The sequence below is a fragment of the Larkinella insperata genome (assembly GCF_026248825.1).
Classification (GTDB): Bacteria; Bacteroidota; Bacteroidia; order Cytophagales; family Spirosomataceae; genus Larkinella; species Larkinella insperata.
Genome location: NZ_CP110973.1, coordinates 3,176,408 through 3,193,978, shown reverse-complemented (window position 1 = coordinate 3,193,978; position 17,571 = coordinate 3,176,408). Strand labels below are relative to the sequence as shown.

The window sequence follows — 17,571 nt, the reverse complement described above, 5'->3', positions numbered from 1 at the left end:
CAAATTAACTACGGCCTAAACCGCCGAATCAACAATCTCATTTCTCCCATTTCATCGTACCAAAATGAACACGCAAAACGTATGGTTTGTCACCGGAGCGTCCAAAGGTCTGGGCCTCTCGCTGGTGAAACAATTATTAACTGGTGGTCAGCGCGTAGCTGCTACCTCGCGGAGTCTGGATGATCTTGTCCGGGCCGTGGGCACCCACGATCATTTTCTTCCGCTGGCCGTCGATCTGAAAACCGAGTCAAGCGTCGCCCAGGCGATTGCCCAGACCATTACCGCCTTTGGCCGCATTGATGTGGTGGTCAACAACGCCGGCTTTGGTTTGGTGGGCAGCCTGGAAGAGTTATCCGACGCCGAATCCCGCGAAAATTTCGAGGTCAACGTCTTTGGCTCGCTGAACGTAATCCGCAACGTCATGCCGCATCTGCGGGCGCAGCAGTCCGGACACATTTTCAACATTTCATCCATCGGCGGGTTTACCGGCGCGTTTCCCGGATTCGGTATCTACTGCGCCACCAAATTTGCCGTTGTGGGCTTTTCAGAATCGCTGGCGGAAGAAGTTAAGTCTTTCGGGGTCCACGTTACCGTTGTCGAACCGGGGTATTTCCGAACGGATTTCCTCACGTCGGGTTCGCTGAACGTGCCCGGCAATCAGATTGAAGCCTACCAAGCCGTGCGGGACTCGCAACAGACCCACCAGAGCCAGATCAACGGCAACCAGCCCGGCGATCCCGAAAAAGCCGTAGCGGCCCTGATCCGGATCGCTTCCGAAAGCAACCCGCCCCTGCATTTATTTTTGGGCCAGGATGCTTACGATATGGCGCACGAAAAAATCAAGGCCGTCCAGCGGGATCTGGAAACCTGGAAAGCCGTTACGGTTTCAACGGGTTTCGAAACTGCGAACGCCTGATTCAGTTACCCGGTTTATGAAAAGCAAAAGCCGTCGCTCAAGTTGAGCGACGGCTTCTTAGTGGCTGGCTACTAGCAAATCACAAGCTAATCTGCGCGAGCGCCACTGAACTTTTCTTGTTGTCGTTCACCGCTTCGTACGCAACGATCAGCTGGCTATCGATCACCAGACCGCTGGCGTTCATCGCGTGGCGGCTTTCTTTGACAAACTGCGTAGCCGGGTTGCTGTTGCCCGAGATGTTTTTGTAGCCAATGGTCGAAAGCCGTCCGCTTTCCGACGCCAGGCTCTGTTCCCACAACAGAATCGACGACTTCGGGGCCGACACCAGAAACGCACTTTTGGCCGTCGGATCATCCAGCACAAACAAGCGCTTGCCCTGCTGATCGACAACCCGAACACCGGGTGCATCCTGGCTGCCGGAGAACCAGGCAATCAGGTTTTTACCGCCACCGGTGCCCGACGTTGGGCCGGAATGCGGGCAACCGTTCACCTGCCAGTTGTCTTTGTACAGCGGTTCGCCCTGCGAAAACGTTTTGCCGTTGTCTTTCGAGCTGATCTTGAAGATGTCGCGGATGTTCTCCTGATTTTCGCGGTAGTACATGTTCAGCGTTCCCGACGCATCAACCAGCAGGCTGATCGGGCAACAGTCGCACACGAACGGGTCAATCACTCGCTCGGCTTCAAACCGGTCGCCCTTCGAGGAGACAAACCGCAGGTCGCGCTGGTGCGCTTTGCCCGGAATGTCGTTCAGGTAGGCCACTCCGATTTCGCCGTTGGCCAGGACCGTCGCGTCGAAAAAACCGCGCACCACGTTCGGTGATTGGTCCTGGTGGACGGGAACGGGGTTGGTCCAGGTACTGCCCTGATCTTTGGATACTGCGTAAACAATCTGCAGATCAGTGGGCCGCCCTCCTTTGGCCGGAGCTGCTTCACCATGCCCGCCGTGGCCCCCTCCCTGGTGAGCCGCGTGACTATTGTGGGAAGCCGGAGCCGCGACCGATCCACCCCGCAGCGCAAAAACCGCCACCGCCGAACCGTCTTTTTTAAACAGCAGCTTGGGTTTCATCAGCCGTGAGTTACCAATTCCGCTCGATGCGAAAATCAACTTCTTGTTATCGAATGTTTTGCCCTTGTCTTTCGATTCAGCCCAGTAAAAGTAAACGACGTCCTTGCTGTCTTTTTCGGTCCACGACAGGGCCACGGTACCTTTCGGAGTTTTGGTGAGCAGCGGGGTCGCATACGCGCGGGTGGTGTCGCTCAGGTTGTTAGCGGCATAGCTTTGCAGCCCCAGGGTGAGCATCCCCGCACAAAGCAGCGGTTTAAAAAACGACTTCATACCATCAGGTTTTAATTGAATATGCCAGCCTGCCTCGAGCGGCAGTCAGAATGCAATTACAAAATAAACGCAGCCGTCGCTTTTTTTGAAGCGATTGCGCGGTTTTGTTTAGACTTGGTTTAAATAGGAGACGTATACGTAACGAAATGAAGCAGGAAGGACTATAGTGTCTGGTAACCATCTGCTGAGAACAGAATTGGTCAGGGCTATTCCGACTGCACGGTCTTGACAGAGCGGTTGGCCGGAGCGCTTTTAAATAGAAAAAGCCAGCTCAAGAGAACCGGCTTTTTAAGATTTGGTCAACGCTAATAAGTAGTAAATAGTATGTGTATACCACTGACACAAACATCGTGATAATGAATTTGCTCGGCTTTAAAATCGGCTTAAATCTCGCGCCCGTCTTGTTAAAATGAGATTAAATTTTAGTAGATTTCTCCAAAATTAGCCGTTTTGCTTCTCTGCGAAAAGTCTATAGCTTCGTAGCGAAGCCGTTGCCTGCGGTTTCCGCTCATCCCAAAATCCTCCTAACCATGCGCAACCTACTTACGCTCCTCCTCCCTTTTCTGATCCAGACGGCTTTTGCTCAGGATCTGGTCAGCAACCGCCAGCGGGAAATTGTTTTCAAGTCGGTTAATGTCATTCCAATGGATCAGGAACGGGTTCTTGAAAACCAGACCGTAGTGGTCAAAAACGGAAAAATCACCGCCCTCGGCAACGATGGAAAGGTAAAATACGCCAAGGACGCGCAGGTGATCGACGCCAAAGGCAAATACCTGACGCCCGGCTGGGCCGAAATGCACGCCCACGTTCCGCCCATTGACGACATTGAGCCCATGAAAGACGTGCTGATGCTGTACCTGACCAACGGTATTACAACCATCCGCGGGATGCTGGGCCACGCCAAACACCTGGAACTCCGCAGCAAAATCAACAACGGCGAAATTCTGGGGCCGCATTTTTACGCGTCCGGACCGTCTTTCAGCGGCCAGACCGTTAAGTCGGCCGAGCAGGGAGCCCGGATGGTTCGCGAGCAGAAAGCCGCCGGGTACGATTACCTCAAACTCCATCCCGGCTTAACCAAAGAAACTTTTCCGGCCATTGCCAGAACCGCCAAGGAAGTCGGGATTCCGTTTATCGGACACGTTTCGTTCAACGTTGGGGCCTGGATGGCCATTGATGCCGGCTACTCGTCGATCGACCACCTGGATAGTTTTATGGAAGCCATCACGCCGGGCTCGGATACCTTGGTGGAACAGGAAACGGGCCTGTTTGGGGCCTGGATCGGCTACCGGGCAGACCCGAAATTGATTCCGAAGCTGGTCAACGGTTTGCGCGAGAAAAACATCCGCGTGGTGCCGACCGAAGCCCTGGCCGAACGCTGGCTGTCTCCGCTTCCGGCCGACGAGTTTGTGAAAGCACCCGAGATGAAATACATGAAAGCCGAAGAAGTGCGGAACTGGACCAATACCAAAAACAGCTACAACAACAACCCGAATTTCTCGAAGGAGAAAGCCGAAAAATACATCGAGATGCGCCGTAAAATTCTGTACGAGTGTCAGAAAAACGGGGTTCAGATTCTGCTGGGTTCGGATGCGCCCCAGGTTATGAACGTTCCGGGTTTTTCGATTCACCACGAAATGCAGTACCTGGTTGGGGCGGGCCTGACGCCCTACGAAACCCTGCGAACCGGTACGGTCAATGTGGCTTCATACCTCAAGAAACCGGATTCGGGTACGATCAAAACCGGAAACGTGTCGGATCTGGTCCTGCTGAACGGCAACCCCCTGAACGACATCAGCCAGACCCGGAACATCGAGGGCGTTATGATCGGTACCAACTGGTTATCGAAAGCCTATATTCAGCAGGCACTGAAGAAACTGGAGAAGCAGTAAATTGATTTGGCAGCCGTCAAATCCGGCTTTGTGCGTCCTGATCAACGAGCCTATGTTCCGCATCCGTACCGGGGCATCTGGCTCGTTTTCTTTTAAGCATCCAGAGCATCCCTTTTGCCGGTCAGTCATCGCGAACTGACAGCGTACCTGCGCAAACACCTATTCAACTCCGTAGTTTATGGAGTATACTCTTTGTCAGACACCATGAGCACTCCGAACCAATTAGAGCGTCCCGGATCACCCGGTTATCCAACGGCTGACGACTGCCGTGCGCTCCTGGAGTCGTTTGCCCAGGCATTTTGGGAAACCGATGCCCACGGTATTGCGGTTACGGACTCACCCGGCTGGCGGGCGTATACCGGCCAAAGTCCGGAGGAATGGCTGAGCCAGGGCTGGGTAGCCGCCGTTCACCCCGACGACCGGCCCAAGGCGAGAGAGCTATGGCAGCAGTCCAGTGCTCAGGGCTTGCCGCTGGATGCTGAACTGCGTTTACAGAGCCCCGGGGGCGGCTGGCGCTGGACGAACGTTCGGGCGAGCCAGATTCTGAACCCCGACAGCTCGGTGAAGAAGTGGATGGGCATCGCCATTGACATCAGCTCCAAAAAATTGGCCGAAGAAGCTTCCCGTCAAACGGAAGAAAGCTACCGAACCCAACTAGAAAACGAGGTGGCAAACCGGCAGCTTCTCCAGGCCACCCTGGATAGTTCACCCGCGATGATTCAGGTGTTTGAAGCCGTCCGGGACGAACAAGGCCGCATCACTGACTTCATCTGGGTCCTGAACAACCACACTTCGGAACAAATTTACGGCGACGTCATCCACCGGAGCTTGCTGTCCCTCAATCCCGGCGTGATCAAAGAAGGCATCTTTGAGGCTTTCCGACAAGTGGTGGAAACTGGCGTCCCGGACCAGTCGGAGCGGCATTACGTGCACGAACAGTTCAATGGCTGGTTCTACCAGTCTGCCGTGAAACTGAACGATGGCGTGACAACGACAACCATTGACATCACCGCCCGCAAAAAAGCCGAGCAGGAATTAGCCATTACCAAAGAACGCTTGCAAACCATCCTCGATAGCTCTTTGTACGTCATTCAGGCTTTTGAAGCGGTAAGAGATGCGAGCGGCAGGATCATTGACTTTACCTGGGTGATGAACAACCGGAAAGCGATTGAGCAAAATGGCGACGTCATTGGAAAAAGCCTGTTGCAGCAAAATCCGGGAGTGGTTCAAACGGGTTTGTTTGACAAGTTTGTTCAGGTCGTCGAAACCGGCGTTCCGATTGATCACGACCAGTTTTACAATCATGAACAATTTAACGCCTGGTTCTACCAAACCCTGACGAAAATGGGGGATGGTTTCGTGATGAATACCCAGGACATTACCGCTCGTAAAAAAGCCGAGCTGGAGGTGGTGCGGTTAAAAGATGAAATAGCCCAACGGGCCCAGGAAGCCATCCGGCAAAGCGAAGAACGTTACCGCACACTCCTACAGAATCTGCCCGATTACGCCATTTACCGCCTTGATTCCCGTGGCATCGTTACCGAGTGGACCGAAGGGGCCCAGCGGATGAAGGGCTACACCGCCGAGGAGGTTATTGGACGGTATGCCTCACTGTGCTATACTTCCGAGGAACTGGCTACCGGCGAACTTGAAAAAGAGCTTGAGCAGGCAACCCGAACCGGCCGGGCCGAACGGGAGTCGATCCGGATACGCAAAAATGGGGAGCGATTCTGGGTCAACGAAATTGCCACCGCCATTTACGACGCCCACGGAAAGCTGGCGGGCTTTACCAAAATCAGCCGCGACATTACCAAGCGCAAACAAGGGCAGGAGCTACGTCGGCGACTGGAAGAGCGCACCCGCCTGGCGGTCGAAGCCGCCGAACTGGCGACCTGGGAGTGGCACCTACCCACCGATGAAGTGTTCTGGAACGAGCAGCACTTTCATTTGCTGGCTCTGCCGGTGAAAGCCGGGCCGCAGAAGTCGGATGCCTTCCTGAGCCGCGTTCATCCGGAAGACCGGTTGTGGGTAACCCAGGAATTGACCCAGGCCATCGACGAGCAAAGCCTGTTTGATGCCGAGTTTCGCATGGTGCGGGAAGACGCCGTAACCCGCTGGATGAGCGGGTACGGGCGGGTGACGGGCGAAGAAGGCGGTCAGCCGACCCAGATGAGTGGGGTTATGTTTGACATCACCGACCGGAAGCAGGCCGAAGAAGCCATCAAAAGGTCGGAGGAGCGCCTACAGCGGGCCTTGTCAATCAGTACCGTGGGGGTCATTTACTTCGATTTGGAAGGCCATATTCACGATGCCAACGAAGCCTTTCAGCGCATGAGTGGCTATCCTCATCCGGCGTTTGTCGGCGGGCAGGTGCGCTGGGACAGGCTGACGCCCCCGGAGTTTATGGAGATAACGCTCAGAGCTCAGGAGGAATACCGGACCAAAGGAGAAAATACCCCGTACGAAAAGCAGTACATCCGTCCGGATGGCAGCCGCTGGTGGGGGCTGTTGGCGGGAAGAAGGCTGAGCCAAGGCGAATACGTGGAATTTGTGCTGGACATGACCGAAAGCAAACAAAACCAGCAGGCCCTGCGAGAAGCCGATCGGCGCAAGGACGAGTTTCTGGCCATGCTGGCCCACGAACTGCGCAATCCGATGGCTACCCTCCGCAATGGCCTGCATATTCTGACATTAACCGCGGCCGAGCATGACGTGACCCGGTCTACGCTGGCCATGATGACTCGACAAAACGACCATTTGGTGCGCATGGTGGACGATTTGCTGGATGTAAGCCGCATCAGCCAGGATAAGATCGAACTGCGCAAAGAACGGGTGGATCTGGTGGAACTGGTGAGCCATACCGCCCAGGCTGTCAGTTCGTTGTATCAGGAACGAGGCCGCAGCTTGCACCTCCATTTGCCAGCTTTCCCGATTTATCTGGATGGCGATTCGGCCCGTCTTACTCAGATCGTAACCAACCTGTTAAGCAACGGAGCGCGCTACACCAACGAGCAAGGGCAGGTCTGGCTAACGCTGGAACACCGCGGTCAGGAAGCCATCCTCCAGGTTCGTGATAACGGTGTTGGCCTGGCCGCAGACCAGCAAAACGCCATTTTTGAGTTGTTCGTGCAGGTCGATAATTCGCTTGCCCGCTCACAGGGTGGCCTGGGCCTGGGGTTGACACTGGTGAAGCGGCTGGTGGAAATGCATGGCGGACGGGTTGAAGTTGAAAGCGAGGGGTTGGGCAACGGCAGTACGTTTACCGTCTATCTGCCAACGCAGCACGTATCCCCGGATATGCCCCCCGAGCGCCTGACGACCAACCCTGCGGAGGCCGCTCGTCTTCCGATAATAGTCGTGGATGATAATGCGGATGCGGCTTTGAGTTTACAGTTGCTGCTGCAGTTGAACGGCTACCAAACCCACACCCGAAACAGCGGCCGGGCCGGTTTTGAAGCCGCCGAAAAGCTACGGCCGGCCGTCATGCTTCTGGATATAAATATGCCTGAACTGGATGGTTATGAAACCTGCCGGCTGATTCGTCAGCAGCCCTGGGGTAACGATTTGCTCATCATTGCGCTGACCGGCTATGGACAACCGGAAGACAAACAACGGACCCAAAAAGCGGGTTTTGATGGACACCTGGTAAAGCCGGTGGATATGGAGACGCTAACGGAGTTGCTGACGACCCTGCTGGGCACGGGCAGCCACCGTCTAACGTCGGGCCCACAGAAATGACTTCATACAAACCGGCGAAGAGCGCGGCCACCGTCTTCCCATTCTGAAGATGATGCCCGCTCAATCGACAAACGACCCAACGGGGGCGCTCGCAAAGACAACTAAAACTATGACTAACTGGCAAGAGAACATCATCACGGATCTGGCGCAAATCGCTGCGCTGATTTCTCAAAGTAAAACCATTGCAGTTCTGGGAATCAAAACGGAAGCGCAGGCCCACCAGCCTTCCTATTATGTACCAGAATACCTGGCAGCCGCGGGCTTTACGGTGGTGCCGGTGCCGGTTTATTATCCGGAAACAACCCATATTTTGGGCCAGCCGGTCTACCGCACATTAACGGATGTTCCTTTCGATATTGATCTGGTTGATGTTTTTCGACGGGCCGAAGACCTCCCGGCCCATGTAGACGACATACTAGCAAAACGCCCAAAAGCCGTCTGGTTTCAATCGGGCATCCGCAACGATGCGGTGGCCCGGCAACTGGCTGAAGCCGGCATTCGGGTGGTGCAAAGCCGTTGCCTGATGATCGACCACCGGACGTTAGCGTACCGAATACAGCGTTGAGCCAACTGGTCCGATGACCGGGGTTTTGCATAGCCGCCGGAACTGGTGTAAAAACAAAGGCGTTTATCAGTTGATATCTTTCCCCACAAAAGCATGAAATTTTTTCTTTGGTTAACTACCCTACTGGCCGCCCAAATGAGCCTGGCCCAGACCATGTCGCCCGATTCCTTTGCGCGCCAGCTCGCCCAGAGTCCGCAAGGCCAACTGATTGACGTCCGCACGCCCAAAGAGTTTGCCGAAGGGCACCTGGCCAACGCGGTTAACCTGGATTATAATCAGGCTGACTTCGTCCAGGCCGCCAAAAAACTAGATCCCAGCAAACCCGTTTTTGTCTATTGTCTTTCGGGCGGCAGAAGCCGGGCAGCCGCCGAGAAGCTGCGCGAGTTGGGCTACGGGCCTGTTTATGAGATGGGGGGTGGTTACCTCAAATGGTCGGCGCGGATGATGCCCGTGGTGGGTGTGCAGCGCTCTTCCGCTCCCGCCCAGTGGAACGCCCAACGGCTCGACAGTCTGGTTAAGGCCCAGTCGGTGGTGCTGGTCGATGTGTACGCGCCCTGGTGTGCTCCCTGCAAAAAAATGGCTCCTATCATCGACAAGCTAGCAACGGAATGGGCGGGTAAAGCCGTTATCGTGAAACTTAACGCCGATCAGGAGAAAAAGATGCTGGAGCAATACCGCGTCGAGGAACTGCCGACGGTGCTTGTGTTTCGGAACGGTGCCCTGGTCAATCGCAAGGTGGGTTTTCAGGACGAAGCCGCCCTCCGATCGCTGGTAGCTCCGGCGGAATAACGAATCATCCGGATGGCTTGGAGAACGCAAGCCGAAGCCGCCAAGTCAACCTTTGAGGGTCCTAAAAAAACATATTAATCCATTGATTACCAGCGTATTAATATTAAAAAACAATGAACTACGTGTTTAAAAACCGTGTTAGTAAATTGTATGCGCCCTTTCCATCCTACCACCATTTTTTACACCCCTGACGCCCTCAATGAACGCGGCCGCCAGGTGTTGCAGACGTTTCCCGAAGCCGTTCAGCAGTCGATTGGTCAGCACAACCGGTTGCCGGAACTGGACGTTAATCAGTACAAAATTAAGTCGGATGTTCTGGTGTTGGGCCGTCTGAAGACGCTGGTATGCCGGGAAAGCGGTCGGAGCTCGGATTTCGTCTCGCCAAGTCTGGCGAATGGCTGCTTTGGTGCCTGCGCCTACTGCTACGTTGACCGCAACAAACCCGTCAATCCGATTACGCTCTTTACCAATACCGAAGAGATTCTGGGCGCGGTCGACAAACACGTTCACAAGCAGCCCTGGCCGAAGGTTCCCAACCAGACGCACGCGACATATTATACGTACGACATCGGCTGTAACTCCGACATTTCGGTGGACGCGGCCCTGAGCGACGGAGTCGAGACGGCGGTTGCGTTTTTTCGGGATCACCCGCGCGCCCTGGCCACCTTCGCCACCAAGTTTGTCAACCCACACCTGCTCCAGTATGATCCGCAGCGAAAAACGCGGATCCGGTTCAGCCTGATGCCCGCCCGGATCAGTAAACTGGTGGATGTTCGCACCGATTCGATCGAGGACCGACTGGCGGCTATCAATGATTTTTACCAGGCGGGTTATGATGTTCACGTCAATTTTTCGCCGGTAATTTTTTACGAAGGCTGGCTCGACGATTACCGCGAACTCTTCGAGCGGCTGAACGAAGTTGTGCATCCGGCGGTGAAAGCCCAGATGCAAAGTGAAGTTATTTTTCTGACCCACCACGAAGGAATGCATCAGGTCAACCTGGCGCTTAACCCAAAGGCCGAGCAATTGCTATGGGCACCCGACCAACAGGAGTTCAAGCGGAGTCAGTGGGGCGGCATCAACATTCGGTACCGATACGGCTTGAAGGGCCAGCTGATTGCGGCCTTTCAACAATTGCACCAGCAGGTGATCCCCTGGTGCGGCATTCGGTATATCTTCTAGCAGAAATTCACCGCTCACCCGTTTAAAAGCACCGATGCGGTGTGGGACAACTCGCTGAGTCATTCCACACCGCATCGGTATATCGCGCCAACTTCAGACGATAATTCAGAAAGAAACCGGTTGCTGGTCCTTCCGGTACGGGTTATTTAAGCGTAAGCGTCAATGAAGATTGGTTGTAGCCAGCGAAGCAGCCAAGTCCGCCCGTGATGGTGCTGGGCAGTAGAACCGGCTCGGCGAAAGGATTGCCTTCGGCTTTTTTCTGCAACTCCAGCGCCTGGTGGTATTTGTAGTAGGCTTCATCCACGTTCAGCAAGGTAGCCCGAACCGTTGCCCGATCGTAGCGTGTCGAGAAGGTCAACTTTTGAGTCGATGCCTGCGATACCGTACCCTGATCGAGGTAGCCGTGATACGACTCCAGCTTATCACCATCTTTCGCCTTGTCGGATAACAGTGTGTTGAGTTGCCCCATCGACTCAAACAGAATCGGTTGATTCTCGGATTTTACTTTGGCATTTGCATCGGTTTTGCACGTTGGGCACGATTTGGTGTAAACAAATAGGCCGTTCGTCTGGTAGTAGTTGCTGGTTTTGGCGGCATCCTGCCAGAAATACCGCACGAAATAGTGCTTCTCGCTGTTGGCATCTTCCGATGAATCCAGCCGGACCTGCTGCAAACGCGTCGCCTGCGGAATCGTGCAAGAACCAGAAGCGTTCATGCCCTCCGGCGTCTGTGCCGTCAGTTGATAGGCTGCGCCAGCCCGAATCGGGAATTTCTTCGGATCTGCCTGGTAGCAATCGTTTTTCCCGTTGTAGGTAAGCTGAATCGACTGGCCGCCGGTTGAAAGAGTCACAATGGCGTTCTTAACCGTACCGTAATTCGAAGTATAATTGGCGTCGGCGATGGGGCGGGTTACGCCCACTTTGACGGCAATAATGGTATCCTGGGGTGAGATAAACCCGATCAGAACCAGTTTCTTTTCAACCTGAGTCAGGCTCTCCGGCTCTACCTCCTGACGCATATCCTGGCAAGCAGTGGCAAATAAACTGATTAATACTAACAGAGCGTAAATCGGTTTCATGATGGTGTTTTTGAAAGAGGAAGTCAGAGAGGAGATAGTGCTGGTAAAACAGAGAATCAATGTTTGAAATGCAAAGCTGTCAGTATCCTTATGGAGTGAATTAACAGATTTTTTAATGGTGAGCGTCGTCTTCGTGAAGCTGGCTGACGTTGTATTTCTTTTCATAAGTTGGCAGAGATTATATTGAGTAATTTTACTGATACAAAGTAAGTACTTAAGAAAAATACTACCGCTATACCATGACCTATTTTAACTCAAAAATAATAGCCACTGACCTTACTAAAGCAATAAAGCCGTATATTATAATATTGATCATCAACAATTTATACAATATATAGCTTTAAAATTCTATATAAACAGATTGGACAGGATTAATCTGCACTTAATCCCAAACGGAGAAGCAGCAATGTGTTTTTACTTAATTATATACTCAAAAATAAAATCAGTATATAAGTAGTTAAATAAGTAGCGAAAACTGGTATCTTTTGATGGAAGAATTGATACCAATTAACGGACTGGCGGGTGGGCGGTGAAGCAGGGAGAAAACCAAGCCATCGGCCCGGCAAAACTAATCGGGAGGGTTACTTTGTGCAGAGCAGCAGGGATTCAATTCTATTTTAATGACCTCCAGGATGTAATAAAAAGACCTCAGGCATTCACACCTTTGTAAACAACCTGGGGCAACCTGCCTAAAAAGAAAAAGACGCGTCATCGCGTCTTTTTCTGGCATTAAGCTACTGGAGCTACTACAAGGAGTAAAAAGTCAGAATTTAAATGTGTAACTAACGGAGGGTACGACAGGGAAGAGCGAATAACGGTATAATACCGTTTTTGATGGTTTATTAGCCACCTCTACTTTACTTTCCAGCGAATAGTAGAAGGCATTACGGCGGTTGTAGGCATTATAAACACTTAGTTCCCAACTGCTTTCCCACGCTTTTTTTCGGGTATGGAACTGCAGGCTAAGGTCCATGCGGTGATACGGTTCGGCCCGGAAACTGTTCTTGGCCCCATAATCCTTTACGTTGCGGGTGTCGATAAACGGGGTTGTGGCGGCACTAGACGGATCCGGGTTATTGACCCCAACCGCGTAGCGCGACGACGGAACGGTTAGCGCCTGCCCCGTGCCGTACACCCAGGTACCGGATAGGCTTACACGCTTGCTCAATTCGTAAACCCCCACCACCGACAAGTCGTGCCGACGGTCGTAACGCGGGAAGAACCTGCGCCCCCCGTTCAGATCGGCAAACTGCCACTGCGTCCACGACAGCGTGTAACCGATCCAACCCGACAACCGGCCCCTTTTCTTCTGGAGCATCACCTCCCCGCCGTACGACCAGCCCCGGCCCGCCGTTACGTTATCCTCCCAGCGCGCCTTATCGTCCGTCAGCAGAAAGCTGGCCCCCTCGCGGTAGCTGATGTTGTTCTTCATGGTTTTATGATACCCTTCCACCGTCAGAGCAATGTCGGAATCAAAGTCTTTGACCAGCCCCAGCGCTACCTGCTCCGACTGCTGGGGTTTGACCCGATCGGTCGTGGGCACCCACAGGTCCGTGGGCAGGCCAACGCCCGTGCTCGACAGCATGTGTACATACTGGTTCATTTGGGCGTAGGCTCCCTTGATCGTCCAGTCGCCGGGCAGTTTATAGCCCACCGACAGGCGGGGTTCGGGCCGCAGGTATTGGGCTTGGGGGTGGAAGAAGTGGCTCATCCGCAAGCCGGCGTTGATCCGCCAGCGGTCGGTGGGCTGCCAGTAATCCTCCGCGTAAACGCCCGATTCCATAACATCGATGTTTTGATTTGTAGTGGTCGGCAAAGCCGCTTCCGCCGATGATGTTACCACAGCGCTCGGATTAAAGCGATGGGCCGTAATTTGCACCCCAAACCGGAGCTGATGACGCTCGCTGGCGTAGAGATCCAGGTCGTGTTTGAACGCCAAATCGCGGATATTGGACTGGTATTTCAGCCGGAAAAGAGAGCCGTTCTGGGTGGCAGCAGACGCTTCTTCGTTGGCAACCTGCATACGGTATTGGCTAAAAATCAACGCCGTGTGGGCCGAGGCCCGGTTCGAGAACCGGTGGCTCCACCGCAGCGTACCCGTGGTGTTGCCCCAGTTCAGGCTGGCATCTAGCGTACGGTTTCCGCTCACGCGCTGGCTTTTAAACTGATCGGAACCGGTATAACCGCTGACGTACAGCTGATCCCGCGCTCCCAGATCAAACGATAGCTTGGCGTTGTAGTCCCCAAAACCCGAACGCGACGGAACACCCGACTCCCTGCCTTTGGCAACCAGACCCGTCAATGCCCCCAGATAACACTGACGAGCCGACACCACAAATGAGGATTTGCCCTGCTGCAGGGGGCCCTCCAGCGTCAGTCGCGAGGCAATCACCCCCATACTGCCCGTGCCGTGCAACGCCTGACGGTCGCCCGCCTTCAGACCCATCTCGATCACCGACGACAGCCGCCCCCCGTAACGGGCCGGAAAACCGCCCTTGGTCAATTCCACGCTCTGGAGCGCATCGCCGTTGAAGACCGAGAAGAAGCCCAGCAGGTGGCTGGGGTTGTAGACCACCGCTTCGTCGAGGGTAATCAGGTTCTGATCCGGTCCCCCACCCCGCACGTACACCCCGGCGTTGCCTTCGGAGCCTTTCTGCACCCCGGGCATGAGTTGCAGCAGTTTCAGCACGTCTTTCTCGCCCATCAGGGCGGGTATTTTGTTGAGCTGCTCGAGGGGCACGTCGATGCGGCTCATCTGGGCCAGGTCGCTGGCTTTGGGGGCAGCGTGGGCTTTGATGGCCACTTCGGCCAGCAGCTGGCCGGGCGTCAGGAAGATGTCCAGGGTTTGGCAGTGAGCGGGGAAGATGGTGCGCGTCAGAGGCTGGTAGCCCACAAACGAAAACATGATCGTCAGACTGTCCCTGGCGGGAACCGTTATCTTAAAAGAACCCAACTCACTGGTGGAGGTTCCGGTTTGCAAAGCGGGTATATACACGTTAACGCCCGGAAGCGGGGTGCGGCTGCCCATTTCCTGAACCGACCCCACTAATGTGACCGGCGTCTGGGCGGCAACCCATAACGTGTTAAGTGTAAAAAAGAGGATGGCAAGCGTAAAAATTGATTTCATAAGGTTGTGTAGACAGGTAATAAGTAGTTTCACTTAGACAAAGTAAAGATCTGATTCTGATACCATTAGCGACCATTTACGGTTTTAACCCAAAAATAATTACTCTAATAGACTATCAATATTCCCTGCGAGGCATAGTGCCCTGAAATACAGCAACTTATACAAAAAACTAACGAATCAGCAGCTCAGAAGATCGAAAACTTCTTTAATCCTGTATTAATGCTCATAACGCTAGGAGTCAGGCATTTATACCGTGCTGCGAAGAGACTTTAGTATCCCTTTGGCCCAGTGAAACCGAGCTTCTTATCCTGACCCGGATCTACTTACGTAGCAAGCGCCGTTCCGATAGGTTGACCGAACCGTTTGCGCTGCTGGCGGGAGGTCCGTTTGTCTGATAAATACCGTACACTGAATGTGTCCAGATGGGTGGTGTACCCCCTCTTTACCGCAAACCGGCCCGTGGATACACCCTGATAATAAGGCTGGGAAGAACAAAATGAGCTTTTGACGTCGGTTGGAACGCCGATAATTTTTCGGGCTTTATCCGCTTAATCAATCTGATTCGGGGCAAAAAGGTCGTATAATTGTAGACATGCCCTGAACTTGGCTATCCATACCGCTGCTTCGGCAGGGTTCTAATAAAAAATACAACTGTTCCTCGTTATGGCTCATTTACCACATCTGATCATCGATCTTGCCATCATTCTGGGGGCTGCAGCCATTACCACGCTTCTCTTTAAGTGGCTCAAACAACCGCTCGTGCTGGGGTATATTTTAGCAGGTGTGCTGGTGGGCCCTAAGTTTTCGTTATTCCCGACTATTTCCGATCCGGAGACCATCCGCATCTGGGCCGACATTGGCGTGATTGTGCTGCTGTTCAGTCTCGGTCTGGAGTTTAATATCAAAAAGCTGGTCAAAATTGGCGGCACGGCGGCCATGACGGGCGTCTACGAGATTTCGGCCATGATTCTACTCGGTTACCTGACCGGCTTGTGCCTGGGCTGGTCGACGATGGACAGCATTTTTCTGGGCGGCATCGTCTGCATTTCGTCGACCACCATCATCATCCGTGCCTTCGACGAGCTGGGCGTCAGAACCCAGAAATTTGCCGGTATGGTGTTTGGCATTCTGGTCATCGAAGATATCGTAGCGGTTTTGCTGCTCGTGCTGCTTTCCACCCTCGCCATCAGCAAGCAGTTTTTCAGCCCCGACATGCTGTTTGCCATCATGCGACTGGCGTTCTTCCTGACCATCTGGTTTTTAGCCGGTATTTTTCTGGTTCCGTCCTTTCTGCGCAGCAGCCGGAAATTCATCACCGACGAAACCCTGCTGATCATCGCCCTGGCCCTGTGCCTGCTGATGGTCGTGATTGCAACCAACGTGGGCTTTTCTCCGGCGCTGGGGGCGTTCATCATGGGGTCTATCCTTGCCGGAACGCCTTACGCCGAACGCATCGAAGACCTGCTGACCTCCATCAAAGACCTGTTTGGGGCCGTTTTTTTCGTTTCCGTCGGTATGCTGATTGAGCCGGGCGGGCTGATCGAGTACGCCGGTCCGATTGCCTTGATTACGCTGGTGGTGCTGGCCGGAAAAGCCGTAAACGTCACCCTCGGTGCGCTGGTGGTTGGCCAACCGCTCAAGCAGTCGCTTCAGACCGGGATGAGCCTGGCCCAGATCGGGGAGTTTTCCTTCATCATCGCCACCCTGGGCAAGAACCTGCACGTTACCAGCGACTTCCTCTACCCCATCGCCGTGGCGGTTTCGGCCCTGACGGCTTTTACCACGCCCTACATGATCCGGGCGTCCGGCCCCCTCTATACGTGGCTGGACCGCAAACTGCCCGCCCGGACCAAACTGTTTCTGAGCAACTACAGCTCCGGCGCCCAGAGCATCAGCAGCGTCAGCGACTGGTACCAGTTACTGCGCGAACACATTCAGATTATTATTGTCAACACCGTCGTCATTCTGGGTATCATTCTGATGACTTCCCGCTGGCTGCTCCCGCTGGTGCACGAAAAACTGACGGGCGCTTCGTGGGCCGAAACGCTGGCGGGCTTTCTGTCGTTTGTGCTGATGGCGCCTTTCCTGTGGGCACTGGTGTTGAAACGCATCAACCAACCGGTTTACACCCGGCTCTGGACCGAACGGCGATCCTACCGCGGCCCCCTCGTCACGCTGGCCGTGACGCGGACGCTCATCGGACTGGGGCTGATTCTGCTGTTGCTGCAACAATTTTTCTCGGTCAGCATCCTCCTGTTCTTTCTGGTGGTGGCCGCCGGCATCTGGCTGGTATTTGGAAAGCGTCTCCCGCTGATTTACGACCTCATCGAAAACCGTTTTCTGCTCAACCTCAACGCCCGTCAGATTCATCAGGAAACCCGGATGGGCCGGAATCTGCTGCCCTGGGATGCCCACCTCTCTTATTTCGAGGTGACGGCTGAATCGCCGGGCGTGGGTTTTACACTGGCCGAACTGGCCCTGCGGGAAAAATACGGCGTCAACGTCATTTCCATTGCCCGCGGAAGCCTGACCGTCCTGGTGCCGAACCCCAACGAACGCTTTTACCCGGGCGACAAAATTGCCGTTATCGGTACCGACCAGCAACTGGAGCAATTTAACCAACTGATTGAACCCGCACCCGCGAGTCAGCTACGGGTTACCCCCGCCCAGGAAATTTCTCTGCAAAAAATTGCCGTTGATGAATCGTTTCCGTTTGTCGGCCTGACCATCCGCGAATCCCGCATCCGCGAAAAAACGCAGGGGCTTATCGTCGGCATCGAACGAAAAGGAACCCGCATTTTAAATCCCGACTCAACGACCTTTTTCTACGCCGGTGATGTTATCTGGCTGGCCGGGAACACCAAACTGATTAAAGAGTTTCAGCGCGAAAACCGTTTGCGGAACGTCTAATAACGCCCACCGCACTTTCCTGGCTAGCACCGTCAACA

The 17,571-nt window shown here is 54.1% G+C and carries 10 protein-coding genes; 7 read left to right on the top strand and 3 right to left on the bottom strand.

Annotated features, from left to right (window positions below; all coding sequences use genetic code 11):
• Nucleotides 1–64: 64 nt before the first annotated feature.
• Nucleotides 65–916: an oxidoreductase gene (locus OQ371_RS12990; protein ID WP_265994200.1), complete on the top strand. Its 852-nt coding sequence runs from the start codon at nucleotides 65–67 to the stop codon at nucleotides 914–916.
• Between the two features lie 79 nt (nucleotides 917–995).
• Here the strand turns inward: OQ371_RS12990 and OQ371_RS12985 are convergent, their stop codons facing one another.
• Complete coding sequence (locus OQ371_RS12985) at nucleotides 996–2,252, bottom strand: sialidase family protein (protein ID WP_265994199.1); 1,257 nt, start codon at nucleotides 2,250–2,252, stop codon at nucleotides 996–998.
• Between the two features lie 530 nt (nucleotides 2,253–2,782).
• Here OQ371_RS12985 and OQ371_RS12980 point away from each other — a divergent pair.
• The 5 genes from OQ371_RS12980 to OQ371_RS12960 all read left to right on the top strand — a co-directional run bounded on the left by OQ371_RS12980 (nucleotide 2,783) and on the right by OQ371_RS12960 (nucleotide 10,418).
• The gene (locus OQ371_RS12980) at nucleotides 2,783–4,144 is read left to right on the top strand and encodes an amidohydrolase family protein (RefSeq protein WP_265994198.1); all 1,362 of its coding nucleotides are present in this window, start codon (nucleotides 2,783–2,785) and stop codon (nucleotides 4,142–4,144) included.
• Nucleotides 4,145–4,348: 204 nt separating this feature from the next.
• On the top strand, nucleotides 4,349–7,882 hold the full coding sequence (locus tag OQ371_RS12975; RefSeq protein WP_265994197.1) for a PAS domain S-box protein: 3,534 nt from the start codon (nucleotides 4,349–4,351) through the stop codon (nucleotides 7,880–7,882).
• 109 nt (nucleotides 7,883–7,991) lie between these two features.
• Nucleotides 7,992–8,447 (top strand): CoA-binding protein, encoded by a 456-nt coding sequence (locus OQ371_RS12970; protein ID WP_265994196.1) that lies wholly within the window; start codon nucleotides 7,992–7,994, stop codon nucleotides 8,445–8,447.
• 93 nt (nucleotides 8,448–8,540) lie between these two features.
• On the top strand, nucleotides 8,541–9,236 hold the full coding sequence (trxA, locus tag OQ371_RS12965) for a thioredoxin (RefSeq protein ID WP_265994195.1): 696 nt from the start codon (nucleotides 8,541–8,543) through the stop codon (nucleotides 9,234–9,236).
• Nucleotides 9,237–9,386: 150 nt separating this feature from the next.
• Nucleotides 9,387–10,418, top strand: a complete 1,032-nt coding sequence (locus OQ371_RS12960; RefSeq protein WP_265994194.1) for a spore photoproduct lyase family protein — start codon at nucleotides 9,387–9,389, stop codon at nucleotides 10,416–10,418.
• A gap of 142 nt (nucleotides 10,419–10,560) precedes the next feature.
• Here OQ371_RS12960 and OQ371_RS12955 read toward each other — a convergent pair whose 3' ends face one another.
• Together OQ371_RS12955 and OQ371_RS12950 are read right to left on the bottom strand one after the other, a co-directional pair.
• The gene (locus tag OQ371_RS12955; RefSeq protein ID WP_265994193.1) at nucleotides 10,561–11,496 is read right to left on the bottom strand and encodes a DUF4249 domain-containing protein; all 936 of its coding nucleotides are present in this window, start codon (nucleotides 11,494–11,496) and stop codon (nucleotides 10,561–10,563) included.
• A 763-nt stretch (nucleotides 11,497–12,259) separates the two neighbouring features.
• Nucleotides 12,260–14,623: a TonB-dependent receptor gene (locus tag OQ371_RS12950; RefSeq protein WP_265994192.1), complete on the bottom strand. Its 2,364-nt coding sequence runs from the start codon at nucleotides 14,621–14,623 to the stop codon at nucleotides 12,260–12,262.
• Nucleotides 14,624–15,286: 663 nt separating this feature from the next.
• On the opposite strand from OQ371_RS12950, the gene OQ371_RS12945 reads away from it, so the two are divergent.
• Nucleotides 15,287–17,533 carry a monovalent cation:proton antiporter family protein gene (locus OQ371_RS12945; protein ID WP_265994191.1) on the top strand — a complete coding sequence of 749 codons (2,247 nt, stop codon included), beginning with the start codon at nucleotides 15,287–15,289 and terminating at the stop codon, nucleotides 17,531–17,533.
• Nucleotides 17,534–17,571: the final 38 nt, after the last annotated feature.